18 protein-coding genes are annotated in these 25,392 nt (G+C 64.9%); 13 read left to right on the top strand and 5 right to left on the bottom strand.

All coding sequences use genetic code 11. The features are described 5' to 3' along the window. Positions 1 to 32: 32 nt before the first annotated feature. From ACSYDV_RS01895 to ACSYDV_RS01885, 3 genes are all read right to left on the bottom strand, one after another. Complete coding sequence (locus tag ACSYDV_RS01895) at positions 33 to 3,113, bottom strand: TonB-dependent receptor domain-containing protein (RefSeq protein WP_438322045.1); 3,081 nt, start codon at positions 3,111 to 3,113, stop codon at positions 33 to 35. Positions 3,114 to 3,310: 197 nt separating this feature from the next. Next, entirely contained in the window at positions 3,311 to 3,775 is a 465-nt protein-coding gene (locus ACSYDV_RS01890) for a RidA family protein (protein ID WP_438322044.1), read from the bottom strand. A gap of 2 nt (positions 3,776 to 3,777) precedes the next feature. Beyond that, positions 3,778 to 5,064, bottom strand: a complete 1,287-nt coding sequence (locus ACSYDV_RS01885) for a dicarboxylate/amino acid:cation symporter (protein ID WP_438322043.1) — start codon at positions 5,062 to 5,064, stop codon at positions 3,778 to 3,780. Between the two features lie 203 nt (positions 5,065 to 5,267). Here ACSYDV_RS01885 and ACSYDV_RS01880 point away from each other — a divergent pair, with 203 nt between their 5' ends. Continuing rightward, positions 5,268 to 7,067: an amidohydrolase family protein gene (locus tag ACSYDV_RS01880; RefSeq protein ID WP_438322042.1), complete on the top strand. Its 1,800-nt coding sequence runs from the start codon at positions 5,268 to 5,270 to the stop codon at positions 7,065 to 7,067. 71 nt (positions 7,068 to 7,138) lie between these two features. On the opposite strand, the gene ACSYDV_RS01875 is transcribed toward ACSYDV_RS01880, so the two are convergent. Then, on the bottom strand, positions 7,139 to 8,257 hold the full coding sequence (locus ACSYDV_RS01875; protein ID WP_438322041.1) for a M20 family metallopeptidase: 1,119 nt from the start codon (positions 8,255 to 8,257) through the stop codon (positions 7,139 to 7,141). Between the two features lie 101 nt (positions 8,258 to 8,358). Here ACSYDV_RS01875 and ACSYDV_RS01870 point away from each other — a divergent pair, with 101 nt between their 5' ends. The 11 genes from ACSYDV_RS01870 to ACSYDV_RS01820 all read left to right on the top strand — a co-directional run bounded on the left by ACSYDV_RS01870 (position 8,359) and on the right by ACSYDV_RS01820 (position 21,766). Next, positions 8,359 to 9,126: an IclR family transcriptional regulator gene (locus ACSYDV_RS01870; protein WP_438322040.1), complete on the top strand. Its 768-nt coding sequence runs from the start codon at positions 8,359 to 8,361 to the stop codon at positions 9,124 to 9,126. After that, on the top strand, positions 9,123 to 10,151 hold the full coding sequence (locus tag ACSYDV_RS01865; RefSeq protein ID WP_438322039.1) for a ketopantoate reductase family protein: 1,029 nt from the start codon (positions 9,123 to 9,125) through the stop codon (positions 10,149 to 10,151). The genes ACSYDV_RS01870 and ACSYDV_RS01865 overlap by 4 nt, the downstream gene beginning before the upstream one ends. Beyond that, positions 10,135 to 10,893 carry an SDR family NAD(P)-dependent oxidoreductase gene (locus ACSYDV_RS01860; protein WP_438322038.1) on the top strand — a complete coding sequence of 253 codons (759 nt, stop codon included), beginning with the start codon at positions 10,135 to 10,137 and terminating at the stop codon, positions 10,891 to 10,893. Before ACSYDV_RS01865 ends, ACSYDV_RS01860 begins: the two co-directional genes overlap by 17 nt. Before the next feature lie 13 nt (positions 10,894 to 10,906). After that, positions 10,907 to 11,824 (top strand): polysaccharide deacetylase family protein, encoded by a 918-nt coding sequence (locus ACSYDV_RS01855; RefSeq protein WP_438322037.1) that lies wholly within the window; start codon positions 10,907 to 10,909, stop codon positions 11,822 to 11,824. A gap of 113 nt (positions 11,825 to 11,937) precedes the next feature. Further along, positions 11,938 to 13,392: an amidohydrolase family protein gene (locus ACSYDV_RS01850; protein WP_438322036.1), complete on the top strand. Its 1,455-nt coding sequence runs from the start codon at positions 11,938 to 11,940 to the stop codon at positions 13,390 to 13,392. A 42-nt stretch (positions 13,393 to 13,434) separates the two neighbouring features. After that, positions 13,435 to 14,742 carry an MFS transporter gene (locus ACSYDV_RS01845; protein WP_438322035.1) on the top strand — a complete coding sequence of 436 codons (1,308 nt, stop codon included), beginning with the start codon at positions 13,435 to 13,437 and terminating at the stop codon, positions 14,740 to 14,742. 31 nt (positions 14,743 to 14,773) lie between these two features. Next, positions 14,774 to 17,557, top strand: a complete 2,784-nt coding sequence (locus ACSYDV_RS01840; protein WP_438322034.1) for a M14 family metallopeptidase — start codon at positions 14,774 to 14,776, stop codon at positions 17,555 to 17,557. Next, positions 17,544 to 18,413, top strand: coding sequence for a creatininase family protein (locus ACSYDV_RS01835; RefSeq protein ID WP_438322033.1), 870 nt, complete (start codon positions 17,544 to 17,546; stop codon positions 18,411 to 18,413). Before ACSYDV_RS01840 ends, ACSYDV_RS01835 begins: the two co-directional genes overlap by 14 nt. Further along, positions 18,410 to 19,360 carry an MBL fold metallo-hydrolase gene (locus ACSYDV_RS01830; RefSeq protein WP_438322032.1) on the top strand — a complete coding sequence of 317 codons (951 nt, stop codon included), beginning with the start codon at positions 18,410 to 18,412 and terminating at the stop codon, positions 19,358 to 19,360. The genes ACSYDV_RS01835 and ACSYDV_RS01830 overlap by 4 nt, the downstream gene beginning before the upstream one ends. A 31-nt stretch (positions 19,361 to 19,391) precedes the next feature. After that, on the top strand, positions 19,392 to 20,972 hold the full coding sequence (locus tag ACSYDV_RS01825) for a bifunctional protein tyrosine phosphatase family protein/NAD(P)/FAD-dependent oxidoreductase (protein WP_438322031.1): 1,581 nt from the start codon (positions 19,392 to 19,394) through the stop codon (positions 20,970 to 20,972). Next, positions 20,969 to 21,766, top strand: coding sequence for a sulfite exporter TauE/SafE family protein (locus ACSYDV_RS01820; protein WP_438322030.1), 798 nt, complete (start codon positions 20,969 to 20,971; stop codon positions 21,764 to 21,766). Before ACSYDV_RS01825 ends, ACSYDV_RS01820 begins: the two co-directional genes overlap by 4 nt. A gap of 109 nt (positions 21,767 to 21,875) precedes the next feature. On the opposite strand, the gene ACSYDV_RS01815 is transcribed toward ACSYDV_RS01820, so the two are convergent. Then, complete coding sequence (locus tag ACSYDV_RS01815) at positions 21,876 to 23,027, bottom strand: acetyltransferase domain-containing protein (protein ID WP_438322029.1); 1,152 nt, start codon at positions 23,025 to 23,027, stop codon at positions 21,876 to 21,878. An 88-nt stretch (positions 23,028 to 23,115) separates the two neighbouring features. Between ACSYDV_RS01815 and ACSYDV_RS01810 the strand changes: the two genes are divergently transcribed. Next, positions 23,116 to 25,188 (top strand): TonB-dependent siderophore receptor, encoded by a 2,073-nt coding sequence (locus tag ACSYDV_RS01810; protein ID WP_438322028.1) that lies wholly within the window; start codon positions 23,116 to 23,118, stop codon positions 25,186 to 25,188. The last annotated feature ends 204 nt before the right edge of the window (positions 25,189 to 25,392 follow it).

Raw genomic sequence — 25,392 nt, 5'->3', positions numbered from 1 at the left:
CCGGAAAGCGCGGCGGTGGGACGGGAGAGCGATCAGAAATTCTTCTTCACGCTGGCATACCAGTAGCGCGGGTTGGGCGAATAGAGCGAGCCCATATAGCCGAAGGCGCTTGAATCGAGTGGCGGCCGCGCATTCGTGATGTTGCGGACCCCCACCCTGATCTGCGTACCGTCGGTGAAACCGCCCTTGAGGTCGTATTGGAGATAGAGGTTCCCGGTGGTGTAGGCCTTGAGGAGCAGATTCTCGCCGTTGACCGAGATATCATTGTCGAGGACGCTGCCCGTGTAGCTTACGAAGCCGCCCGCAGTGAACTGCCCGAGCTTCCATGTCAGCGAGGCCGAGCCGCGCCATTTCGGAAGTCCGTCCTGCCGGATCAGGCTGCCGCCTTCGGGGATAATCGTGTCGACATTGATCGTTCCCGCCGCGCGGGCATCGAGCAGGGTCTGGATATCGGGCGACGCATCGCGGAAATATTTCAGCAGATAGGCTGCATTGGCGCCGAAATCGAAAGTGCCGATGCCGGTGTCGCGGACCGACAGGTTGAAACCGAAGTCGATACCGCGCACCGTCTGCGGTTCGAGATTGCGATAGATGTCGTCGACATATTGCACCTGGCCGACCGGCGCGATGCCCGTTCCGGCGAACAACGCAATGTCGTCGGCGGTCGGGGCGGCGCGCACCACATTCGGATCGGTCGAGCCCTGCAGGCGCTGGAGATAGTCGTTGATGAGCGCATTGCCTTCGCCATAGACGCCGACGATGCCCTTCTGCTTCACCTGCCAATAGTCGACGGTGAAGGTGGTACGAACGCTCCCGCTATTGAAGATAGGCGGCTGGAGCACGGTGCCGACGGTGAAGGTGCTCGACGTCTCGGGCTTGAGGTCGGGATTGCCCGCCCGGCGGCCCGTGGTCACGAAGCTCTGTGCGCAATTGCCAAAGGTCGCGATGCGTCCGGCGCGCAGATCCGCCTCGCAGCGGATGTAATCGGTGCGCGTATTGCCACGGGTGATGATCGTCGCGTTGGTCTGCTCAAGGTTGGGCGCGCGGAAGCCTTGTGCCCACGAACCACGGATGCGCCAGCCTTCGAAAAGATCCCATGCCGCTGCGACCTTCGGCTTGGCGATGCTGCCGAAGTCCGAATAATGTTCGTAGCGACCCGCAAACTGCAACTCGAGGCTGCGGATGAGCGGCACGTCCATCTCGGGCGCGACGAGCGGCACCGCGAGCTCGGCGTAGGCTGCGAACACAGTGCGCGAACCTTTGGTGTCGGGGGTCGGACTGACGCCGAAGAGGTCGCTGTCCTGGACGACACCGGTGACTGTGTCGGTCCATTTGATCGTCCCGTCGATGCGCTCGTCGCGATCGTCGAGTTGCGAATCCCGGCGGACCTCGCCGCCGATCGCCATGCCGACATTGCCTGCGGGCAGTGCGAACAGATCGGCCTTCGAAGCTTTGAAATCCCACATGGCGAGCGTTGCCTTGCCGCGCCGCACGCTCTTGACACGGATCGCATCCAGCGCGGCCTGATTGCTCGGGCTGGTGTCTATGCCGGTCGGATCGGCCGGGTTGCCGCCGTTGAACGGATTATAGGCATCGGGGGTGGAGAGCGCGAGGTTGCGCTGGAGCAATGTCGCGCTGATGCCGTCCTGCGTATCGCGCACCGAGGCCTCCGAATAGACGGCGGCGGTTTCCCAGTTGAAGCCGAGTGCCTCGCCGCGCAGCCCGATGAGGGTACGGAACTGGCGATTGGTTACATCGACGATGGTCGGCCCCATGTCGGTAAAGCGATAGTTGGTCATCGTGACGGGCAGGCCCGCCGCCGGCGCGTCGATGCCGGGAAGGCGGTTCGGGTTGATGCTGCCGTTGGCGAAGGTGACCGGTCCGAACGGGTTCCAATAGTTCGACCCGGGGATCGACATGCGGATCGAGCCGATCGTGAAAACGCTGTCCTGCACGCTGCGCGTCTTGCCGTAATAATAGCCGGCTTCGCCGAACAGCGTTACACTGTCCGACAGATCATAATGGCCGCTCGCGAACAGGTTGACGCGGTCGAGTTTCGGCGAGATCGAGATCGGGTAATTTGCTTGCGCGTTCCAGCGCGTGTTGCGGTCGGCGCCGGTCGTTGCGCGGGTGCCGTCATCGATGCATATGCCGCCCGCCAGCGCGACCGAGCAGCCGCCATTAGCGGTTGGCTGGATCGAGAAGACACCGGCATTGGTCGTGACGTTGGCGCCATTCTGGCGGACGCGGACACCGGTGGTGAAATCGCCCCAAGGCGAGAGCGTGTTGCGGTCATCGAGGGCATTGTTTCCCGCGAAGACGGTGCCGGCGAAATCGGAGAAGTCGCGGTGATCGCCGGTTGCGGTGAAATCCTGGTCCTGCGAGGTCAGCGCGGTGCGGCGGGTGTAGTTGAAAAGGAGTGAGATATTGCCGCGGTTTTCGGCGAGATCCTTGCCGAGATAGCCCGAAGCATTGAATTCGCGCAGCCCCGTGCCTTCGCCGCCGCCATATTGAAATGACAAGCTGCCGCCGTCGATATTGTCGCGCAGCACCGTGTTCACGACGCCGGCGACCGCATCGGTGCCATAGAGGGCCGCAGCGCCGTCGCGCAGCACCTCGACCCGCTGGATGCCATATACGGGGATCGCATTGGTGTTGTAGGTGATGACGGGGGCGAGCGAAGCGCTGGCCTGGCTGCCCGGATGCTGGACGACGCGACGGCCGTTGAGAAGCACGAGCGTGTTGCCGACGCCCAGGCCGCGCAGATCGACCGAGCCGATGTCGCCGCGCGCGAAGTTGCTGCTCGTCTGGCCGTTGCTGCTGTTGAAGGAGACGTCGCCCATCTGCGGGATCGAACGGAAGAGGTCGTCGCCCGAGACGGCGGCAGTGGCGGCGATTTCGCTTTCACCGACGACGGTGACGGGCAGCGCATCGGTGATCTTCGACCCGGCGATGCGGCTGCCGGTCACGACGATTTCGGAACCTGCCGAATCGGCGGCACCTGTTTCTTCGGCTCCGCTGTCCTGCGCATAAGCGGTCCCGGCGCCGACAAGGCAGAGCGAAGAGGATGCGAGCAGCAAGGCTCGGCGAAGCGGTGTATGAAGCGTAAGCATGCAATGTCCCCTGATTGTCGACCCTGTGTCGTCCTCCATGCGAGCGGATGGGTCGTGGACGCCCATCTCAATTCACTCTGACGCAACGCCGGATGAAATCCCCACCAATGTGCGGCAGAAAATTTCAACCGGCCTTACGCGAAGGCAACTTTATGTGGGACGAGCCCTTAGCAATCTTAGTGTGATTGTCTACTAAATTAATCGACAATTTCAATCGAAGCATCGACCTCGACAGCGAAATTGAACGGCAGGCGATAGACGCCGATGGCCGAGCGAGCATGTTTGCCGGCTTCGCCGAACACATCGACGATAAGGTCCGAGCAACCGTTCATCACCGACGGAATTTCATAGAATTCCGGGCCGGCCTGAACATAGCCGCCGAGCCGGAGGACGCGCGCGACGCGGCCCAGATCGCCGCCGGCCGCGGCCTTGAACTGGGCGATGAGATTGATCGCGCAAAATCGTGCCGCGATGATGCCGTCGGCAAGGCTGCAGTCGGATCCCACGGTCCCCTTGATCCCGCCGCCCGTATGGGTCGAGAGCTGGCCTGAGATCTGGACGACGTTGCCCGAGCGCGTCGATGAAACATAGTTGGCGACGGGCGGGCAGACCTCGGGCAGTTCGATTCCCAGGCTGGCGAGGCGGCTTTCGATACGCGACATGATTATTCCTTGGTTGCGAGGGAGGGTAGTTGTTCGGCGGGTGCGGGTTCGCCCGCGGCGGCTTCGCGCGCCATGCGTCGGCCTTCCCAGCGGTCGATGACCGCAGCGGCGACCGAATTGCCGACGACGTTCGTGGCCGAGCGGCCCATGTCGAGCAGATGGTCGACCGCGAGGATGAGGAGCAGTCCGGCTTCGGGCAGCTTGAAATAAGCGAGCGTTGCCGAGATCACGACGAGCGAGGCGCGCGGGACGCCCGCCATTCCCTTCGACGTGACCATGAGCAGGAGCAGCATGGTGATCTGCTGGCCAATGGTCATGTCGATGCCATAGGCCTGCGCGATGAAAAGCACGGCGAAGGTGCAATACATCATCGAACCGTCGAGATTGAAGCTGTAGCCCAGCGGCAGGACGAAGGAGACTATGCGTCGATTGACGCCTTGCTTCTCGAGCTCCTCCATCGTCTTGGGATAAGCGGCTTCCGAACTCGCGGTCGAAAAGGCCAGCAGGACCGGGGTGCGGATGCCGCGAAAAAGGCCGAAGGCGCGTGCCCCGATGATGGCGAGCGCAGCGAGAAACAGCACGAGCCAGAGTACGCCGAGCGAAAGATAAAAGCCGGACACGAAGCCCGCATAGGTTACGAGTACACCGGGCCCCTGGGTCGCGATGGTCGAGGCGAGCGCAGCGAAAATCGCGACCGGCGCGGTTTTCATCACGAAACCGGTGACCTTCAGCATGATTGCGGCGACCTGCTCGACCAGCGCGAGCACGGCGGGTGCCTTGTCGTCGATCGCGGCCACCGCCGAACCGACGAGAACAGAGAATACGACGATCTGCAAAATCTCATTCTCCGCCATTGCCTGGACGATCGATTGCGGGATGAGGTGGGTGACGAACTGTTTAAGCGAGAAGTCGCCCGTCGCGACGATGCCGTCGGCTCCCGTCGTCGGCAGCTCGAGCGCGAGGCTGGCGCCGGGCTGGAGCAGATGCACCATGACGAGCCCGATCGAGAGCGACACGATCGAGGCCCCGATAAACCAGCCCATCGTCTTTGCGCCGACGCGGCCGATCGCGGCGGCGTCTTCCATGTGCGCGATCCCTGCGACGAGGGTCGCGAAGACCAGCGGGGCGATGATCATCTTGATGAGGCGCAAGAAGAGATCGGTGAGGATCGAGAGATTGTCGGCGATTTCGGCCGCCTTGGCCGCGGGGAAATTCGAGTTGACGAACCAGCCGGCCGCGATGCCCGCGACCATGGCGAAGATAAGGATGAAGGCGAAAGCTCTGTTCATGACTGTCCCGTTCCGGCTTCGCCCCGGCCGGGGCGTACAGGAAGCAGAGACGCAGGCGCGGCGAGGTTCCGCAGCAGCAATGCGGTCGACAAGCGCATTTTGTTGCGACATGGCGGGCAGGGACCGAACAGGCTGGTGGGGTTATGCGCCGCCACTGCGTCAAAGCAGGGCAGGGTGACAATCAGATGATCGAGGAGACATGCGTGGCCAGTTTTCGGAAGATGCTCGTAACGGGAACGGCAATTGCCGCGGGCCTTGGCTGGGCCAGCCAGTCGGTGCTTGCCGAACCGGGCGGCGAGGTGTTCGCGATCACCGGCGCGACGATCTTCGATGCGACCGGAAAGGACCCCTATCGCGGAACCGTCGTCGTGCGTGACGGCCGGATCGAAGCGGTCGGCACCGACGTCAAGGTTCCGAAAGGGGCCAAGGTCGTTCGCGCCGACGGCAAGGCGCTGCTGCCGGGCTTTATCGACGTTCACACGCACTGGTCGCCATCGGGCTCACCCGGCCCCCTGCCACAGATCGCCAGCGCCTATCTCGCGAGCGGTGTTACGACGGTGAACGACTTCCACCAGCAGCCCGAGGCTTTCGCGCCGCGCCGCGCCTGGCTTGCGGATATTTACGCGCCCCACGTCAATTTCGTCGCACGCATGAGCACGCCCGGCGGCCACGGGGCGGACTGGGGCGACACCCATACCACCAAATGGGTTGCGACCCCCGAAAGCGCGCGACGCGAGGTGCAGGCCCTCCAGCCTTACCGGCCCGATTATATCAAGGCCTTCGCCGACGGCTGGCGCTACGGCCAGTTGCCCGAGGAAACTTCGATGAATGTCGAAACGCTCGCCGCACTTGCCGACGAGGCGCACAAGCATGGCCAGCGCGTCCTCACCCACACGGTGACCGTCGAACGCGGCAAGCTCGCGGCCGATGCCGGGATCGACGTGATCGCGCACAGTATCCAGGACGGCGTACTCGACGCTGACGCTATCGCCCGGATCAAGAAAGCGGGCACCTTCTACGCCCCGACGCTCGCCATCTATCAGCTGAAACCCGATGAGATGGGCCCCGGGCGCAAGGATGATGCCGCGACGCGTCTCCGTATCCGCAAATATGGCTTCGCCGAAGAAAATGTCCGCAATCTCCACGCCGCAGGCGTGACGATCGCGGTCGGCACCGATGCCGGGATCGGCGGCGCCAAGCATGGCGTCTCGACTCTCCAGGAAATGGAATTGCTCGTCGCGGCTGGTCTCACGCCGAAGGCGGCGCTGCTCGCTGGCACCTCGAACAGCGCGCTCGCCTTGGGCCTTGCGGGCGACCGGGGCACGATCGAGAAGGGCAAGCGCGCCGACCTGGTCCTCATCGACGGCAAGCCGTGGGAGACGATCGGCGACGTCGAGCGGATCGACCGCGTCTATATCGATGGCAAGCTCGTCCACGGCGGTGGGGTCAAACTGCCGGCGGGCAATCTCGCCACCAGGCTGCCGGCATCGCCCGCCGCGGCGCTGATCGACGATTTCGAACGTGCCGATGGACGCAGCGCGCTCGATACGCTGCGCCTGACCGACATGGACGGCGGCGTCGAACGTTCCTTTGTGGTCTCCAACCGCGTTCTCCACGCCGGCGGCGAGGGTTCGGCTCTCGCCTTCGCGGTGCAAATGTCGCTCAAGGACAAGCCCGAGGGCGGCATTCTCGTGCCCCTGAGCCGCGGCCTGGTCCGTCCGGTCGATGCGCGCAACTTCGCGGGCGTCCGGCTCGATATGCGCGGCGCCGGCCGCTATCTCCTTGTCGTCAACACGCTCGCCGGCGAATTCACCGCGCCGATCGAGGCGAAGGAGGATTGGTCCGAACTGCGCGTGCCATTCACCGCCCTCGCGGCGACGCGTCCGGGGCGCGGCGATACGCCGTCCTGGCGCGGCGATGATCTCGTGCAGGTGGGGGTCGTCGTCCAGCGCGACGCCGGGGCCAGCGCCTGGGGCGAAATCGACAATCTCGGCTTTTACTGACGCGGAACATGCCGCGCTGAATCCCGCACCGGCTTCGCGGTTCGCCGCGACGCCAGTGCCGGGCTTCTCGGTCAGAGCGTCTGGAGGAGCCGTTCGACGAGCCGGCGCCGGGGCTCGATCGACGAGATGAGACAATATTCGTCGAGCGTATGCGCGCCGTCGCCATCGACGCCCAGCCCGTCAAGCGTCGGGATGCCGAGCGCCGCGGTGAAATTGCCGTCCGACCCGCCGCCGACCATCGGCACTTCAGTCAGATCGAAACCGAGCGTGGTGGCCTCGGCCCGCGCCGTCTCGAACAGCCGCGCAACGCCCTCGCTCCGTTCATAGGCGGGCCGGTTGATCCCGCCTCCTACCCGAAGCGCGACATCGGGGCCCATCGCCTCGAGCCCGAGGATCGCGCGTTCCATCCGCTCGCCCTCGGCGGCGTTGGTGATGCGCACATCGACTGCGAAGCGGCACTGGTGCGGCACGACATTGATCGCGGTGCCGCCGCCGATCTGGCTCACCGTTGCAGTGGTGCCCCGATCATAGTCGGTCATTTCCTCGACCTTGAGAATCTGCCGCGCGGCTTCGCGGATCGCGCTGCGTCCGTCCTGGTGGCGCGAACCCGCGTGCGCGGGCCGGCCTTCGACTTCGACGTCGAACCAGCCCACACCCTTGCGCGCGGTGACCGCCGCGCCTCCGGGCCGGGCGGGCTCCATCACGAGAACGTGGCTCGACCGGCGTCCAAGGTCTTCGACAAGCGCGCGCGTCGTCGGGCTGCCGATCTCCTCGTCTGGCGAGAGGAGAAAGCGGATCGGCCGGCCGATCGCCGCGCCGAGGCGAGCGGCGTTGCGAAATGCCATCAGCGCAAGATAGATGCCGCCCTTCATATCATAGGCGCCGGGCCCATAAAGCCGGTCACCATCGCGGCGCACCGGAAGCGCGCCCGCAAGCGTGCCGACCGGGTGCACGGTATCGACATGGGTGACGACAAGGATCGCGGACCGGCCATTGTCCGCACCCGCGTGCAGTACCGCGCAATCGCCCAGCCCGTCGCGGCCCGGAATCCGCTCGACCGTCATCGGCTCGTTCGCGATTTCAGCCAGGATCATGTCCTGCATCGCGTTGATCGCGGCGGCATCGTGGGTCGGGCTTTCGAGCGCCAGCCAATGGCTGAGCGTGGCGACTGCTTGTTCGTCTGATGTCATGATGGGCCTTCTTGCTGCTGAGTCGATGCCCGGCCGAAGGGCTTGACGACTCATAGGCGTTGCTGCCATCTCGTTCAACATGACAAATATGGTTCACATATATGAACGATAGCGTTCGATCTGCCTCACGTGTGCTTGACCTTCTCGAACTGCTCGCAGGTGCCGAGGACGGGCTGTCGCTTGCCGAGGCGTGCGAGCGGCTCGGCGCGCCCAAGAGCAGCACGTTGATGTTGCTGCGCACGCTCGCCGGGCGGGGCTATGCGGTGCGCGGCGAAGGCGATCGCTATCGGCTCAACGACAATTTTCGCAGCGGCGGTTTCGGATGGGGCGGGCAGGCGGCGCGGCTCATCGCGGTTGCCGAGCCGGTGCTGCGCGAACTCGCCGACGCGATCGGAGAGACGGCGATCGTTGCAACGCTCACCGACAAGGGAATGGTCCGTCTGCTTGCCAAGGCGGTGACCCACGAAAATATCCGCTACGACATCGATCTTGGCCGGGAACTGCCCGCCTATTGCACTGCGATCGGCCGCGTCTTGCTCGCGCAAATGCCGCCCGAGGCGCGCGCGTCCTTACTCGATCATGTCGATCCGATGCCGATCACGCCGCACAGCCTGACGGACCGCGCCATGATCGAGGCGCGGATCGACGAAGCGGCGCGCAGCGGCATCTCGGTCGTCGCCGAGGAATATGCACTCGGGGGCACCGGCGTCGCGGTGCCGATCCGGCTCGCCGACGGCCGCGTCGTCGGCGCGGTCAACGCGGGATGCATCTCGCCGCGCGTGGTCGGCAAGGAAGAGGAGATCGAGCGCGCGCTTCGTGCCGCGGCTTCCGCCATCGCGGCGCGTCTCGACAATCGCGGCGCGGCATGAGCGGGCGCATCCTCATCTGCGGAGCGGGGGCAGTGGGCGGCGCGATCGGCGCCGCGCTCGTCGATGCGGGTCATAGCGTCGACTTTGTGGACATGGACGCCGGTCATGTCGCGGCGCTCCGCGACCCAGCGCGGGGTTTGATCGTCGAAGGTCCGGTACGCGTGCGGGCGGGTGCGGTCCGCGCCTGGCTGCCCGGCGAACTTGCGGGGCAGTGGGACCAGGTCATGCTCTGCGTGAAGGCGCATCACACCGCCGCCGCCGCCGCGATGATCGCACCGCATCTCGCCGATAGCGGCTGCTTGCTCACCTTGCAGAACGGCCTTGCGGCGCGCATCGCCGCCGATGTGCTGGGGCGCGAACGCGTTGTCGTCGGCTTCGTCAACTTCGGGGCCGACCGGATCGGCGACGGCAAGATCATGCTCGGCAATCGCGGCGCGGTGGCGCTCGGCGAATGGGACGGGACGACGACCGCACGTCTCGATGCGTTCTGGCGGTTGCTCGGCGACTTCGAACCCGAAGCGGTCGCGACGCCCGACATATGGGCCTTCATCTGGGGCAAGCTTGCATATGCCGCGCTGCTGTTTGCGGAGGCTACCGCAACCGCAGGAATCGCTGCCACGCTCGACCGGCCCGAACTGCTGCCACTCTGGCGCGCGCTCGCCGGTGAGGCGATCAGGACCGCGCGCGCCGAAGGCGTCGAACCCACCGGCTTCAACGGTTTTGACCCCGCTGCGTTTGGCGCTCGGGCGCGCCCGGCCGAGAGCGCGGCGAGTATCCGGGCGATCGCCGATTTCTATCGCGGCGGCGCCAAGCCGCATTCGGGCGTTTGGCGCGACCTCGCGATCCATCGCCGAAAGACCGAGGTCGATGCGCAGCTCGGCATGGTCGCCGACATCGCGGCCGCGCGCGGCATCGCGACACCTGCGCTGTCGGGGCTGATCGCGCTCATCCACCGGATCGAGAATGGCACGGCGGTACAGGATGACGCCCATCTTGCGGAACTCGCCGATGCCATCATTGCCTGATCTGGCAAACCGCACCGTCGCTGTCAGCGGGGTGGGTTCGGCCTTCGGCGTAGCGATTGCCCAGGCCTTTCGTGCGCAGGGCGCGTGGGTGTTCGGATGCGATCTCGATCCTTCCGCCTTTCCAGCCCTCAGCGCGGCTGGCGTCGAATGCATGGTGGTCGATCTTTGCGACCGCGCCGCGGCGGCGGGCTGGATTGAGTCGATTGTCGGCGCGGCGGGGGGCATCGACATTCTCGTCAACAATGCGGGCGGCGTGGCGGGTCAGACGCATCGGCCGTTCGAGACGCTGTCGGACAGCGACTGGGATATGGTCCTCGACATCAACCTCAATGCCGCGATGGCGCTATCGCGTGCCTGTGTTCGTCCGATGGCGAAGGCGGGCTCGGGCGCGATCGTCAACATCTGTTCGGGCGCGTCGCTCAGAGCATCGCTCACCGGAATTCAGGCCTATTGCGCCGCGAAGCACGGGCTTCTCGGGCTGACTCGGCAACTCGCGCACGAACTCGGCCCGCAAGGCATCAGGGTCAATGCGATCGCGCCGGGCCTCGTTCTCACCGGCGAAGCCACGCGCCGCCAATGGGATGCCTATGGCCCCGAGCGACAGGCGGACATTCTCGGCGGCATCGCGATGCGCCGGCTTGGCAGCGCGCAGGACATCGCGGGCGCAACGCTGTTTCTCGCTTCGGATTGGGCGGGGTTCGTGACCGGCCAGATTTTGAGCGTTGATGGCGGCAGCCGATGAGGGAGCGACAGGCATGACCGACGAGGCAATGCGCGAGCCATGGCAATGGGGCGAAGACGAATGGCGCGGGCGAGTGAACCGGGTGCGCGCGGGACGCCGGCTTGCGCCTGCAGCCTGGCCGGACGGCAAGGGATTCGCGGTCGCCATCTCGTTCGACAGCGATCATGAGACCAATGAACTGCGCGATGGTGGACGTTCCATCTCGCGGCTGAGCTGGGGTCAATATGGTGCGCGCGTCGGTGTGCCGCGAATTTTGGAGTTGCTGGCGCGCCGCGGCGTCCCCGCGAGCTTTTTCGTGCCAGCCGTGGCGGCGCTCCTCCATCCCGAGGAACAGCGCCGCGTCGTCGCCGAGGGTCATGAAATCGGCCTTCACGGATGGATCCACGAACGCAATTCGGTGCTGCCCGAAGCGGCCGAGCGCGATCTTATGCTGCGCGCCGCTGATACGATCGAGGGGGTCTGCGGGATACGCGCCGTTGGCATCCGTACACCGTCCTGGGATTTCGGTCCGGGCACGCTTCGCACGATCCGCGACATGGGGCTCGCCTATGACAGCTCGCTCATGGCCGACGAGGATTGCTACGAGCTGCTGCTCGACGGCGAGGAATGCGGCGTTGCCGAGCTTCCGGTCGAATGGATCCGCGACGATGCACCCTATTTCCTGATGGATCGCTTTGGTTCGGCACGGCCGCACCTTGCACCCGCTGACGTGTTCGACATCTTCCGCCGCGAACTCGATGCCGCATGCGAGGCGGGCGGGCTGTTCCAGCTCACGCTCCATCCGCACATCATCGCCGCGCGGTCGCGCATCTGGATTCTCGACGAGCTTCTCGGCCACGCTGCCGATCGCGGGGCGTGGTTCGCGACGCACCGCGACATCGTCGCCCATGCCCGCACCGCCACAGCGGGTGAGGGCGAAGAAAAAGCATGAACCTGAAAATGTCTGGTGGGGTGAACCCGTCAGGCTGCGTCTTAACCAACGAGGGCGGGCCTTTCAGGCCGAATCGAGCGCCCGTCCTCACTTCAAAGGAGCCGCTGTCCGCCATGAAAGCGAAACTGTCCTTCCAGTCGTCCCTTGTAGGGACCTGTTTCGGGGCCACGGCCGCAGCGGCTCTTCTTGCCCTTTCGGCCGCCGCCTCCGCGCAGGCGCCCGCCGGCGACTCCGTCGCGAAGCTCAATGACCGCCGCCCCTTCATCGCACCCGATGCGCGGACGAGCGAAGATCCCCTCCGTATTCCGATGATGCCCGTCGCCGCAGCCGGTTCCGAGCTCGTCATTCGCGGCGGGCGGCTGTTCGATGCGGTGAGTGGCAGTGTCCGCCCCGCGACCGTGGTTATCCAGGGAAACCGGATCAAGGCGGTGCTGCCGCCTGATGCGACCGGTTGGGGTGCCGACGCGAAGATCATCGATGCCACGGGCAAAACCGTGATGCCGGGCCTGATCGACATGCATACGCACGTCACCTATCCCGACCGCGCCTCGCCTTTCGACGAACAGGGCAGCGAGGGGGCGGGGACGCTGCGCGGCCAGCGCAATCTTCGCTATTTCCTCGAATCCGGTTTCACTTCGGTGCGCGATCTCAATGGCGTGAGCAACGCGCCATTCCTTCTCAGCCAGTGGAGCGCGGCGGGTATGATCCCGGCTCCCCGCGTTTTCGCTGCAGGATGGATCATCACCGGCACCGGCGGCCATGCGACCGAGCGCCCGGTCATCCCCAGCCATGGTCCCGATTATGCGAAAGAAGTCGATGGTCCCGATGCCTGGCGCGGGATGGTGCGCAAGGCATTCAAGGAGGGCGCAAGCGTCATCAAGATCGCGAGCCACTTCGCGCCGGACGAAGTCCGCGCCGGAATCGAGGAAGCGCATCTGCTCGGGCTCAAGGTCACCTGCGACTGCGAAACGATTTACACCGAGATGGCGGTCGACGCGGGTATCGACATGATCGAGCATCCGCTGCCGCGCTCGGATGCCGCGATCGCCAAGATGGCAAAGAAGAAGATTTCCGCCGTGCCGACGCTGCAGGTCTATCAGAATCTGCTCGACCGCGCCGGCGGCTTCTATGGCTCTACTTCGCGCCGCTTTACGATGACCAGTCAGGGCAATTTCGACGAATTCAAGAAAATGAAGGCTGCTGGCATCGTCATGGGTGTCGGCACGGACTCGATCGGCGAGGCGAGCCTGATGGTGCCCAACAGCTATATCGCCGAACTCAAATGGTTCGTGCGGGGCGGCTATTCGGTAACCGACGCGCTGAAAGCGGGAACGATCGTCAACGCTCGGCTCCTCGACATGGGCGACGAACTTGGCAGCATCGAACCCGGCAAGCTGGCCGACATCATTGTCGTCGACGGGCGTCCGGATGAGAATCTCGACGATCTGGCCAGGGTCGAACAGGTTATCAAGGATGGCCAGTGGCTGATCGAGGATGGCGCGCTTGTCACGCCGCGCCATGTCTCGACCCCGCTCGTGAAGCCCTCGCCCCCGGCGGACGTGAAGTGATGCGCGGCGCGGCGCGTGCGGCCGTCTAGGGGAGAGCGAGCGATGGACGCGACCGAGGTTCCCGCCAGTCCTGTCGAACCGACGCGCCGTGAAACCGCGCGCGCGCTCGGCTCGGCGATGATAGGCAATTGGTTCGAGCTCTTCGATTTCATCATTTACGGCTATTTCGCCGCCCAGATCGGGCGCGCGATGTTTCCTGAGGCCGACCCGGTGACGATCATCCTGTCGAGCTTCGCGACCTATGGGGTCGGCTTCGTCATGCGCCCGGTGGGCGGAATGGTTCTCGGTCATTTCGGCGATCTTCACGGCCGCAAGACCGCGCTCGTCTTTACCATGTTGCTCATGGCCGGCGCGACCGGCGCGACGGGGCTCATCCCATCCTACGCAACGATCGGGATTGCGGCGCCGATCCTGCTCGTCCTCTGCCGCTTGTTGCAAGGCTTTGCCGCGGGCGGCGAATGGGGCGGCGCAACCACCTTCCTCGTCGAATATGCGCCGCCGCACCGGCGCGGCTTTTATGGCGCGCTGCAGCAACTCAGCACGAGCCTTGCCATCCTGTCCGCGCTCGGGACGTCGCTCCTGCTCAATGCGCTCCTCACCGAACAACAGATGATCGACTGGGGCTGGCGCATTCCGTTCCTCCTTGGCTTCCTCGTCGCACCGGTCGGTTTCTATCTGCGCCGGAGCGTCCGCGAGACGCCGCGTTACCGCGCCGCGAGCGAGGACCGCTCGATCAGCCCGATGCGCGAAGTGCTCGCGCATCATCGCGGCGCGGTCGCCAACGTCTTTGGTGTCGCGATCATCTGGTGCGTCGCCGGCTATACTTTCGGCGCGTTCCTGATCAGCTATGCGACCGAACTCTTGCACATCGAGCGCGGCACCGTGCTGCTGGCGATCACCGCAGGCACGCTTGTCAATATCGCGGTCATCCCGCTCGCTGGCCATCTGTCGGACCGCTTCGGCCGCAAGCCCTTCCTCGTTGCCAGCGCAACCGGTTTCTTGCTGCTCGTCTTTCCGCTTTTTTATGCGATGGCCACCTTCCAGACGCCGTGGACCATATATGCGACGGCGATTGCGGCGGGAATATTGAGCGGCCTCTACAGCGGCTGCGCGCCGACCTTTCTCTGCGAGCTGCTGCCGACGCGGGTGCGATATTCGGCGCTCTCGGTCGGCTATAATGGCGCGGTGATGCTGTTCGGCGGCTTCGCGCCCTTCATCGCGACCCTGCTGATCCAGCAGACGGGCGCGCTCGCTTCGCCCGCCTTCTACGTCATGTCGGCCGCCGCGCTGACACTCGTCTTCCTGCTCCGCATGAAAGCGCCCGATCAGGCCACCGCGCTCGATCGCTAAGCACCACCTGTCAACCAAGAGGGTCCCGACTATGAAACGACTGGCAGTTGCCGCCACTTGCGCGTGGCTGATGACAACGAGCGCTGCGATCGCAGGGCCGGTCCCGACGCCAAAGGAGGTGCTGGGTCACGACATGGGTGAGGATCGCTATGTTGCCAGCTACAGCGAGACGTCGACCTATTGGAAGAAGCTCGCCGACGTCAGCGATCGCATCAAGCTCGTCGACATCGGCCCGACGGTCGAAAAGCGGCGCCAGCTCATGGCGATCGTCTCTTCGCCGGAAAATCTCGCGATGCTCGACAAATATAAGGATATCTCGGAACGGCTCGGCCGCGCCGAAGGGCTGACCGACGAGCAGGCACGCGCGCTGGCGGCCGAGGGCAAGGCCGTGATCTGGGTCGATGGCGGAATTCACGCGACCGAGACGCTGACCCATTCGGCGATCATCCAGCAGGTCTACGACCTCGTGAACAGCGACGACGCCGAAGCAAAGCGCATCCGCGACAATGTGATCATGCTCTTCGTCGCGAACAACCCCGACGGGCAGGAACTTGTCGCCAACTGGTATATGCGGATCAAGGATCCGGCAAAGCGCGAGGCGGGCTTTGAAAGCCTGCCCAAACTGTATCATGCTTATGTCGGCCACGATAACAACCGTGACTTCTATATGGCCGAAATGCCCGAGACGCAGAATATCACGCGTGTTCTGTTCCGCGACTGGCGCCCGCAGGTCGTGCTCAACCAGCATCAGACCGGTCCTGCTGGCACCGTTGTCTTCATCCCGCCGTTCCGCGACCCGTTTAATTTCAACTTCGATCCACTCGTGATGACAAGCCTCGAAGAGGTGGGGGCAGCGATGCAGTCGCGCCTGCTCGCCGACGGCAAGCGTGGGGGCACCTCACGCGATGGCGCGCATTATGACACTTGGTACAACGGCAATCTGCGCTCGATCTCCTATTTCCATAACGCAATCGGTATCCTGACCGAGACGATCGGCAAGCCGGTCCCGATTGACATAGAGCTTGTTCCCGAACGCCAGCTTCCGGGTAACAACCAGCCTGCGCCGATCGCACCGCAGAAATGGCACATCGGCCAGTCGCTAGAATACAGCATGACGATCAATCGCGCGGTACTGAGCTATGCCGCCGCCAACCGCGAAAAACTGCTGTTCAACATCTATCGCATGGGTGCGAACAGCATCGCGCGCGGCAGCACCGACAGCTGGACGATGACGCCGACGCGCATTGCCGAGATGCACGCCGCGAGCGCTGCGACCGGTGCCAAGCCCGTCGCGACGCGAACGCGCGGCAGCAGCTCGATCGACCCCCGCTTCTACGATGCGGTGATGAAGAATCCGGCGAATCGCGATGCACGCGCTTATGTCATCGACCCCGGCCAGCGCGACTATCCGACCGCGATCCGCTTCCTCAACGCGCTGATCAAGCTTGGTGTCGACGTTGACCGCGCCAGTGCGCCCTTCAGCGCGAACGGGAAATCCTGGCCCGCCGGGACCTATTTCGTCCGCACCGCCCAAGCTTATCGCCCGCATATCCTCGATATGTTCGAACCTCAGGATTATCCCGAGAATTTTGAATATCCCGGTGGTCCGCCGATCCCGCCGGCTGATGCGACGGGCTATACCCCGGCTTTCCAGATGGGCGTGGGCTTCGATCGCGTTCTCGATGCGCTGGATGTGCCATCGGAACGGGTCGGCACAATCCTCGCCAATCGCCCGGGCCGGATCGTCGGCGAAGGCGAGGCTGGTTATCTTGTCGGGCACGGCACGAACAACAGCTTCATCCTCTCGAACCGCCTTCTGAAAGCCGGCCAGCCGGTGTCGTGGCTACACGATCCGGTCGCAGTCGCGGGCGCGGCTGCCGAACCGGGCGCGCTGTGGGTGCCTGCCAGCCCAGCGGCAAAACGCATTGTCGAGGCGAGTGCCGCCGACCTCGGGCTTGACGTAGAGCGCGCGGCGACGGCTCCGGCGGGCGAACGCGCCGCGATGAAGCGGCCGCGTATCGCGCTGGTTGATATCTATGGCGGATTAATGCCGACGGGCTGGATGCGCTGGATATTCGACCAGCATGAATTTCCTTTCACCATCGTTCGTCCGCAACAGCTCGATGCCGGGAGGCTCCGCAAGGATTTCGACCTGATCATCTTGCCGCACGCGGCTTTCCAGCCGTCGGCCGCGCGCGCCAGCGGCGACGGCATGTTTCGCGGCCGCGGCGACGATAAACAGCCGAAGCCCGAAGCGATTCCTGCTGAATATCGCAGCTGGCTTGGTTCGGTGACCACCGAAAAGACGGTTCCTGCGCTCAAGGCCTTTGTCGATGCGGGCGGATCGCTGATCGCGATGGGCGGTTCGGCACAGGCGGTCGCAAAGGCGATGGACCTGCCGGTCGAGGACGCGGTTGCCGAGACGGCGGACGGCAAAACGGCGCGTCCTCCGCGCAGCAAATTCTATGTGCCTGGCGCGCTCCTCGAAGCATCGGTCGATCGGTCCTCCGCCTTTGCCTATGGCATGCCTGCGAAGGTCGATGTCTTCTTCGACGACAGCCCGGTCTGGAAGGTCAAGCCGGGTGCGCCGGGCGTTCAGGTGCCGGTGCGTTTCGCGGGCGTGCCGAGGCTGCGAAGCGGCTGGGCGCATGGGCTCGAACGGCTCGACGGCGCGGCTGCGATCGTCGAGGTGGATCGCGGCGACGGTCGCATCATTCTTTTCGGTCCCGAGGTCGCGTTGCGCGCCCAGACGCACGGCGCCTTCAAGCTGCTGTTCAACGCCATTTATATGGGCGCCGCCGATGGCGGGCGTTGAGGCTGGAGCGGGCGGCGGCGGTGGGGCGCAGGTCCCGCACAAGCGGCTCCACGCGTTGCAGGACCTGAGCTGGCCGGAATTTCGCGCGCGGCTCTCCGACAATCCGCCCATCCTGCTTCCGCTCGGGAGCCAGGAGCAACAGGGGCCGCATGCACCGATGGGTGACTTCGTGCTCGCCGAACGCCTCGCTCTCGCGGCGGCCGAGCGTGCCGGCGCGATTTGCGCACCGGTGCTGCCTTTCGGTCATGCCGATTTCTTTCGCGGCGCGGCCGGCGGGGTCCAGTTGCGCGCCGAAACCTTCACCATGCTGCTTGAGGATATGGTTACCGCTTTTCTCGACCATGGCCTCAGCCACATCATTGTCTGCAACGGCCATTCGACCAACGCGCCGCTGATCGCGCAGGTCGCGCACGCGATCCGCCGCCAGCGCGGCATCATGATCGCGTCGCTCAACCTGTGGCGGATGATCCCCGACGGCCTGTGGCACGATGTGCATGGTGCCCATGCTGCCGACGCACGCGGGCATGGCGCCGATCCCGTCACTTCGGTCGGGATGCACCTGACACCGGAACTGATGCGGATGGGCGCAGCGCAGCCGGCAAAGCGTTCGAGCGCGCTCGGTCTTCCGACGACGAGTCAGTTTGCGAGCGTGATGTTCGGCGATTTCGAGGTTGCGCTGCCGCTCGATGTTACCGAGGTTGCCTCGAACGGGGTCGGGCAGGGCGACCCCGCGCTCGCTTCGGCCGAAGCTGGCGCGCGCTTCTCCGAATGGATCATCGGCGCAATAGCCGACTTCGCAACCCATTTCCGGCGCTGTGATCCGGCGCAACCGCATCTCGGGCCGCTCCCGTCATGAGCGCGGCGGACGGCCCGAACGGCGCCGGGCATGGCGATGCCGCGTTGGCGTCTGCCACCGATCAACTGCGCGGTACGGCAAAGGGCGCGGCGGCGGTACACGCCTTTTTCGATCCCTCAACCTCGACGATCAGCTATGTCGTCCACGACCCTGCAACGATGCGCGGGGCGGTGATCGACAGCGTGCTCGACTATGAAGCGGCCGCAGGACGGACCTCGACGACGTCGGCCGAGGCGATCGCCGATTATGTGCGCGCTACGGGGATCGTCATCGACTGGCTTCTCGAAACGCACGCGCATGCCGATCATCTTTCGGCGGCGCCATGGCTCAAAAATCGCCTTGGCGGTGCGATCGCAATCGGTGAGCATATCTGCGACGTCCAGACGGTGTTCGGCGACATTTTTAACGCCGGTCCCGATTTTCGGAGCGACGGATCGGATTTCGACCGCCTCTGGTCGGACGGTGACCGGTTCGCCATTGGCGCACTTCCGGTGACCGTCCTCCACGTTCCCGGCCATACTCCGGCGTGCGTCGCATATGTCGTGGGCGACGTCGTGTTCGTCGGCGACACGATGTTCATGCCCGATTACGGCTCGGCGCGCGCCGATTTTCCGGGTGGCGATGCCCAGACCCTTTTCAGGTCGTTACGCCGCATTCTCGAACTTCCCCGCGAAACGCCGCTCTTCATGTGTCACGATTATCTGACCGCCGAGCGGAGCGAACATTGCTGGGAAACGAGCGTCGCCGAACAGAGGGCGGGCAACGTCCACGCGCGCGACGGCATTTCCGAGGATGAATTCGTCGCACGTCGCCGTGCCCGCGATGCCGAACTTGCGATGCCCGGCCTGCTGCTGCCCGCGGTGCAAGTCAACATGCGCGCGGGACGCCTGCCGCCTGCCGAGAGCAATGGCGTCGCCTATCTCAAGATACCGGTCGACCGGCTGTGAACGCCGGGGCCCTTCCCCGAATGGAGAGATTATGACCATCAGGACTCTGACGCCGACGCTTCGCGTATCGCCGCAGATCGATCCGGCGGACGTTACCGCGCTCGCCGCATCGGGTTTCCGCTCGATCGTCTGCAATCGTCCAGATGGCGAGGAAGCTGGCCAGCCCACCGCGGCGGCCGTCGCCGCCGCAGCTGAGGCGCACGGTCTTCGCTTTGTCCATATACCCGTCGTGCGGGGAAGGATCGACGAAAGCGACGCCGCCGCGATGGCGCGTGCGCTCGCCGACCTCCCGGCGCCGGTGCTTGCCTATTGCCGCTCGGGTGCGCGGTCCGAACAGCTCGCCGGGATGGCGGCGGCGCGCGGAGCCGACGGCGGCGTGGCGCATTATGACGTCGTTGTGATCGGCGGGGGCAGCGCGGGACTTGCGACCGCCGCCAGCATCTTGCGTCGCCGGAAGGGCGTGACGGTCGCGATCGTCGAACCGAGCGAGGATCATTATTACCAGCCCGGCTTCACGATGGTCGGTGGCGGCATTTTCGCAGCCGAGGCGACACGGCGCGGCGAGGCGGGCCTGATCCCCGAAGGGGCCGAGTGGATCCGCGGCGCGGCCGCCTCCTTCGACCCCGCCGGGGACCAGGTCACGCTCGCCGACGGACGGGTGATCGCCTATCGCGCGCTGGTCGTCTGTCCGGGGCTGAAGCTCGATTGGGGCGCTATTCCGGGGCTGACCGAAACGCTGGGTTCGGACGGAGTGACCTCCAACTATCGCTATGATCTTGCCCCCTACACCGACCGGCTCGTGCGCCGGCTTCGCGGGGGGCGCGCGCTCTTCACCCAGCCGCCCATGCCGATCAAATGCGCGGGCGCGCCGCAAAAGGCGATGTATCTTTCATGCCACCGCTGGGAGCGCGCCGGGCTGTTGGGGCAGATGAATGTGCAATTTCATACTGCGACGCCGTCGCTGTTCGGCGTCGCCGCCTATGTCCCGGTGCTCCAGGCCTACATCGCGCGTTACGGCATCGACATGCAGCTGGAATCGCGCCTCATATCGGTCGATGGCGCAGCAAAGATCGCGCTGTTCGAACAGCGTCGCGGCGATGACGTGCGCCGCGTTGAGGAGCGTTTCGACATGATCCATGTCGTACCGCCGCAGGTGGCGCCCGCGTTCATCGCGTCGAGCCCGCTCGCTGCCCCCTCGGGCTTCGTCGCGGTGGACGTGGCGACACTTCGACACCCCGACTATGCGAACGTCTTCGCGCTCGGCGACGTCGCGGCGACCACCAATGCCAAAACCGCGGCCGCCGCGCGCAAACAGGCACCTGTCGCTGCGCTCAATGTGCTGGCGGCGCTCGACGGCGCACCGCCAGTGGCGGTCTATGATGGCTATGGCAGTTGCCCACTGACGGTCGAGGCGGGACGCATCGTGCTGGCCGAGTTCGGCTATGGGGGCAAATTGCTCCCGACCTTTCCCAAATGGCTGATCGAAGGGACGCGGCCCTCACGTCTTTCGTGGTTGCTCAAGGAGAAGATCCTGCCTCCCGTCTACTGGCACGGCATGCTCCGCGGCCGCGAATGGCTTGCCGCGCCGGCGCCCATCGGTTCGGGCGGGTGACGCTGGATACGCTCCAATATCTGCTCGGCGGCGTGTCGGGCGGCATCGTCGGCTTCACGCTCGGCCTCGTCGGTGGTGGCGGCTCAATCCTCGCGGTGCCGCTCATGGTCTATCTCGTAGGGGTCGCGAGTCCCCATGTCGCGATCGGGACGAGCGCGCTTGCCGTTGCCGCCAACGCCGCCTCGGGTCTTGCGCAGCACGCGCGCGCTGGAACGGTGAAATGGCGCTGCGGTTTCCTCTACGCGGGAAGCGGCATCGTCGGCGCGCTCGCCGGCTCGACCATCGGAAAGGCGATCGACGGGCAGAAGCTGCTTTTCCTCTTTGCGCTGCTGATGCTGGGTGTCGGGGTGCTCATGCTGCGCGGACGCCATAATCCCGGGGTCGAGGGGGCTGCCTGCAATCGTCACAATGCGCCTCAGGTGCTTGGCTATGGTCTCGGGACTGGGGGCTTTTCAGGTTTCTTCGGCATCGGCGGCGGGTTCCTGATCGTGCCCGGGCTCATCGCATCGACAAAGATGCCGATCCTCAACGCGGTCGGAACCAGTCTCGTCGCGGTAACCGCCTTCGGTCTCACCACCGCGCTCAGCTATGCTGCATCGGGGCTGATCGACTGGACGCTTGCCGGGGTCTTTATCGCCGGCGGGCTTGTCGGGGGCGTCGCGGGAGCGCGCGCCGCGCGCGCAATGTCGGGACGCGGTGTGCTGACTGCGATCTTCGCGGGGCTGATCTTCGCGGTGGCGGCCTATATGCTCTTCCGCAGCGCAAGCGCGGTTTTTGCTGGCGCCGGCGGGTAGGTCGGCACCGTCCGCCACGAGGCTCGCGCTGTCCCGAAAAATAGGAGAAAATTGTTGGGCGGTCGGGGCCGCTGTTATTGGACCGGGCCCCGTCAACGCCCGCCAGCTCCTAAAGATAGCGCATCCACCACCGGTTGCTTGCTCGCTTGCGGGCCGCGAACCATCGGCAGGCGAACCAGGACGGGATGGCGACGGCTGCGGCAAGCAACCACACGCCGCCGACCCCGGGAACGCTGACGAACCCCGTCTCGCCGACCGGCCAGATCGTTGCGGCGAGGCGGTTCAGGATATGCAAGAGATAGAGGTGGAAGATATAGAAGAAGAGCGGCACCGAACCGAAGGTGACGAGGACCGTGCGAGCGGTCGCCGGAAGCCGTTCGAAGCCCGCGAGCAGCAGCGCACCTATACCCAGCGTCAGCAGCAGGAAGCTGGCCGAGGGTGGGTATTTGGTGAGATTGAAAAAGCTCATCGCGCTGCGCACCGTATCCGCCTCGACCGTCCAGGGCAGTGGCTCGCCATATAGGTTGACGGACCGGAGCAGCAGAAAGATTGCGAGTGCGCCTAGACCGGCGGCGACCAGCCGGGTGCGCCGGACCGCGGGATCGACGTCGCGGCGAAACCAGGGCCCGATGGCGTAGCCGAGCGCGATGACCCCGATCCAGGGGAGAAGGGGATAGGAGGTCCGCGCCGTGCCGCCCCATGGCAGGGCGATATGACCGCGCTCGTGGAGTACCGCCCAGATCGTCCCGCCCCAGCTTCCGTCGGCAAAGGCCAGTCCGTCGAGCAAATTATGTCCGAGCGCGATCCCGAGGCCGACGGCGATCAGCACGGGCCGGGGCAGGTGGAGGAGGGCCGCCAGCGCGATCATCGACAGGCCGATGGCCCATATGACCTGCAGGAAGATCGTCGCCGGCGTCAGATCAAAGGTCCAGGCGAAATTGATCACCGTCCATTCCAGCGCCACAAGGAAAAGGCCGCGCTTGAACAGGAAGGTCGAGGCTGCCCCCGAACTGCCCTTGGCATCGCCATAAAGGAAGGCGGCGAGGCCGGTGAGCGCGACGAATACCGGAGCGCAGAGATGGGCAGCCATGCGCGTTGCGAAGAGGCCGGGTGAGGTGGTCGCGACGTCCATCGGATCGCTGACTTGCGCGTGGAGAAAAAAGAACTCCCGTGCGTGATCGACCAGCATCAACAGAATGACGAGGCCGCGCAAAGCGTCGATGGACTCGATGCGCGAACGGGTGTGGGCAGGGACGGGCATGCGAATGGGCCCCGGCGTGGCGGCGGTTGACAAGACGATATTCATTTCGCATTGCGTAATGATACATCATAACAAAAAAGGCAAGCCCTTGTCCCTCTCCCAATTCTCTGCTGCGGCGGTGTTCGCTGCCGCTGCCCCCGTTGTGCCTGCCGCTGCGGAGCCCGCCGGCCCCTCGACGACCGAAGCCGAAGTGAGCGAAATCGTCGTCATCGGTACGCGTAGCGGCCGTGTCGACCGGACGCTCTCGTCGGACATCGTGACCGAACGCATGTCGCCGTCGAGCAGGTCGCTCGAACGCGACCTTCTGAGCGCGGCGGCGGTCTCGCGCCTCTCCGATGCGCTCGAACTGGTGAGCGGGGTCAGCAATCAGAATAATCGTGGCGGCTTTCTCGACAATTTCGCGATCCGCGGGTTTCTGGGCACGCCCGATGGCGGCGCCGAATATTATGTCGACGGCTTCCTCGCCAATCGCGGCATGGGGCCGCCACGCGATCCGGCGACCGCCGAGCGTATCGAGGCGCTCAAGGGGCCGGCGGGTGCGCTGTTCGGCGACATCGATCCGGCGGGCCGCGTGAACATCGTGTCGAAAACCCCGCGCTTCTCGCCGTCGGCCAGTGCGATCTTCACCTATGGCTCATTCGACACGCGTCGCGTTGAACTCGACGTGACCGGTCCCTTGTCCGACCAGTTTGCCGCCCGGATCGTCGTGGCGACAGAGGATAGCGACGGCTGGCGCGATCATGTGACCCTGAAGCGTCACGTGGTGGCACCGTCGCTAACCTGGGAGCCGGCGGGAGGTATGCGGCTCACCTATGTGGGCGAGATCACGCATTTCGATGCGCCGTTCGATCGCGGTATCCCGGCGCTGAATGGCGATGCGAACGCTCTTCCCGCGTCGCGCTTCTATGGCGAACCGGGCGACGGCACGACACGTTTCCGCAACAGCCGGCATCAACTGACCGCGCTCGCCGAACTTGGCGGCGGCTGGACGCTGAATGGCGGGGTTGCATGGCGCACGGGTTCGCTGAAGGGCTTTTCGTCCGATCAGTCGCGCCTTGTCGATGGGCAGACCTTGTGGCGTCAGCGGCGCCAGCGTGACTTCGTCGTTGACGATCTTTCTGCGCGGTTCGAACTGTCCGGCGAGCTTGGGGCGCATCGTTTGAGCGTTGGGGCCAAGGGCTATCGACTGGATTATCAGGAGCATTGGCTGCGCCGCAACCCGACGGCGGAAAACCCGCACGCGATCGACATATATGATCCCGTCTATGGCGGCAGCGCCGCGCCGCTCTTGCCATTCACTCAGAACCGCGAACGCCGCTGGTCGGGGACACTCTACCTGCAGGATATGTGGGATGCGACCGACCGGCTGACTTTATCGGGCGGTATCCGCCTCGATGCCTATCGCCAACGCATCTTGAACGAGCGAACGGGCGCGATAGCGACGGCGGTCGGCGAACCGCTCAATTTCCGGATCGGCAGCCGGTATCGGCTGAGTGACGTTTTTGCCCTCCACGCCAATTGGGGCGAGAGTTTCCTTCTTAACTCGGGCACCAGCCGCGAGCTTGAAGGTTTCGCGCCCGAGCGGGGCAAGGGTTATGAACTCGGCATCACCGCCGCTTGGCCGGGTATCGACGTGGCCGCGACATGGTTCGATATTGCGAAGTCGGGAATTTTGACCAACGATCCCGTCGATCCCAATTATCTTGCGCCGGTCGGTCGGCTCACCAGCCGCGGGATCGAACTGGACGCGGCGATCAAGCTCGGTGGCCGCTGGCAGATCGTGGCCAACTATGCCTGGACGAAAGCGCGCGCCGACGACGCGACGTTCGCTACCGATGCGGTGCTCAACGTGCCCGAACATGCGGGGTCCTTGTTCGTGTCGGCGCGTTTCCCCGGCGCCGGGGATCGCGAACTCACCCTCAGTGCCGGCCTCGGCTATATCGGCCCGCGGGCCGGGGCGATCGACATGAGCGGACTTGTCCTGCCGGGCTATGCGAAGGCCAAGGTCGGGGCCGACTACCGGCTGTCCCGGCATGCCTCGGTCCGCCTCGTCGCCGACAATCTGTTCGACGCGCGTTATGCGCAAAGCTCTTACAGTCCCGTCTGGATTTTCCCGGGGGCGCCGCGAACGGTAAAGGCTTCGCTCGAGCTTCGATATTGACGGTCGCAGCGCAGAGCACGCCCGGCCGGGACCGCTAGATTGTCGCGGGCTACCAAGTGAATTCAATCAATTTAATTGAGATGAAAGTTTTTCTTCGGTTTCGGTAAGAAATCTTGGCCGCGTCGGCGGGCGAGGCGATGCTACACCTGTTTTGCCCCGTCTGTCGCTCCTGCGACTGAGGATGCCGGCCAAGAGCAAGTTGCC

It is taken from the genome of Sphingopyxis selenitireducens (assembly GCF_051550705.1).
Taxonomy (GTDB): Bacteria; Pseudomonadota; Alphaproteobacteria; order Sphingomonadales; family Sphingomonadaceae; genus Sphingopyxis.
This window is presented reverse-complemented; position numbering and strand designations above follow the sequence as displayed.

What these genes read in the sequence shown, in the direction of transcription:
- ACSYDV_RS01870 (WP_438322040.1), top strand. Translation starts at nt 8,359, where the DNA reads ATGAACGATAGCGTTCGATCTGCCTCACGTGTGCTTGACCTTCTCGAA.
- ACSYDV_RS01840 (WP_438322034.1), top strand. Translation starts at nt 14,774, where the DNA reads ATGAAACGACTGGCAGTTGCCGCCACTTGCGCGTGGCTGATGACAACG.
- ACSYDV_RS01830 (WP_438322032.1), top strand. Translation starts at nt 18,410, where the DNA reads ATGAGCGCGGCGGACGGCCCGAACGGCGCCGGGCATGGCGATGCCGCG.
- ACSYDV_RS01850 (WP_438322036.1), top strand. Translation starts at nt 11,938, where the DNA reads ATGAAAGCGAAACTGTCCTTCCAGTCGTCCCTTGTAGGGACCTGTTTC.
- ACSYDV_RS01890 (WP_438322044.1), bottom strand. Translation starts at nt 3,775, where the DNA reads ATGTCGCGTATCGAAAGCCGCCTCGCCAGCCTGGGAATCGAACTGCCC.
- ACSYDV_RS01885 (WP_438322043.1), bottom strand. Translation starts at nt 5,064, where the DNA reads ATGAACAGAGCTTTCGCCTTCATCCTTATCTTCGCCATGGTCGCGGGC.
- ACSYDV_RS01835 (WP_438322033.1), top strand. Translation starts at nt 17,544, where the DNA reads ATGGCGGGCGTTGAGGCTGGAGCGGGCGGCGGCGGTGGGGCGCAGGTC.
- ACSYDV_RS01815 (WP_438322029.1), bottom strand. Translation starts at nt 23,027, where the DNA reads ATGCCCGTCCCTGCCCACACCCGTTCGCGCATCGAGTCCATCGACGCT.
- ACSYDV_RS01875 (WP_438322041.1), bottom strand. Translation starts at nt 8,257, where the DNA reads ATGACATCAGACGAACAAGCAGTCGCCACGCTCAGCCATTGGCTGGCG.
- ACSYDV_RS01825 (WP_438322031.1), top strand. Translation starts at nt 19,392, where the DNA reads ATGACCATCAGGACTCTGACGCCGACGCTTCGCGTATCGCCGCAGATC.
- ACSYDV_RS01860 (WP_438322038.1), top strand. Translation starts at nt 10,135, where the DNA reads ATGCCATCATTGCCTGATCTGGCAAACCGCACCGTCGCTGTCAGCGGG.
- ACSYDV_RS01855 (WP_438322037.1), top strand. Translation starts at nt 10,907, where the DNA reads ATGACCGACGAGGCAATGCGCGAGCCATGGCAATGGGGCGAAGACGAA.
- ACSYDV_RS01895 (WP_438322045.1), bottom strand. Translation starts at nt 3,113, where the DNA reads ATGCTTACGCTTCATACACCGCTTCGCCGAGCCTTGCTGCTCGCATCC.
- ACSYDV_RS01845 (WP_438322035.1), top strand. Translation starts at nt 13,435, where the DNA reads ATGGACGCGACCGAGGTTCCCGCCAGTCCTGTCGAACCGACGCGCCGT.
- ACSYDV_RS01865 (WP_438322039.1), top strand. Translation starts at nt 9,123, where the DNA reads ATGAGCGGGCGCATCCTCATCTGCGGAGCGGGGGCAGTGGGCGGCGCG.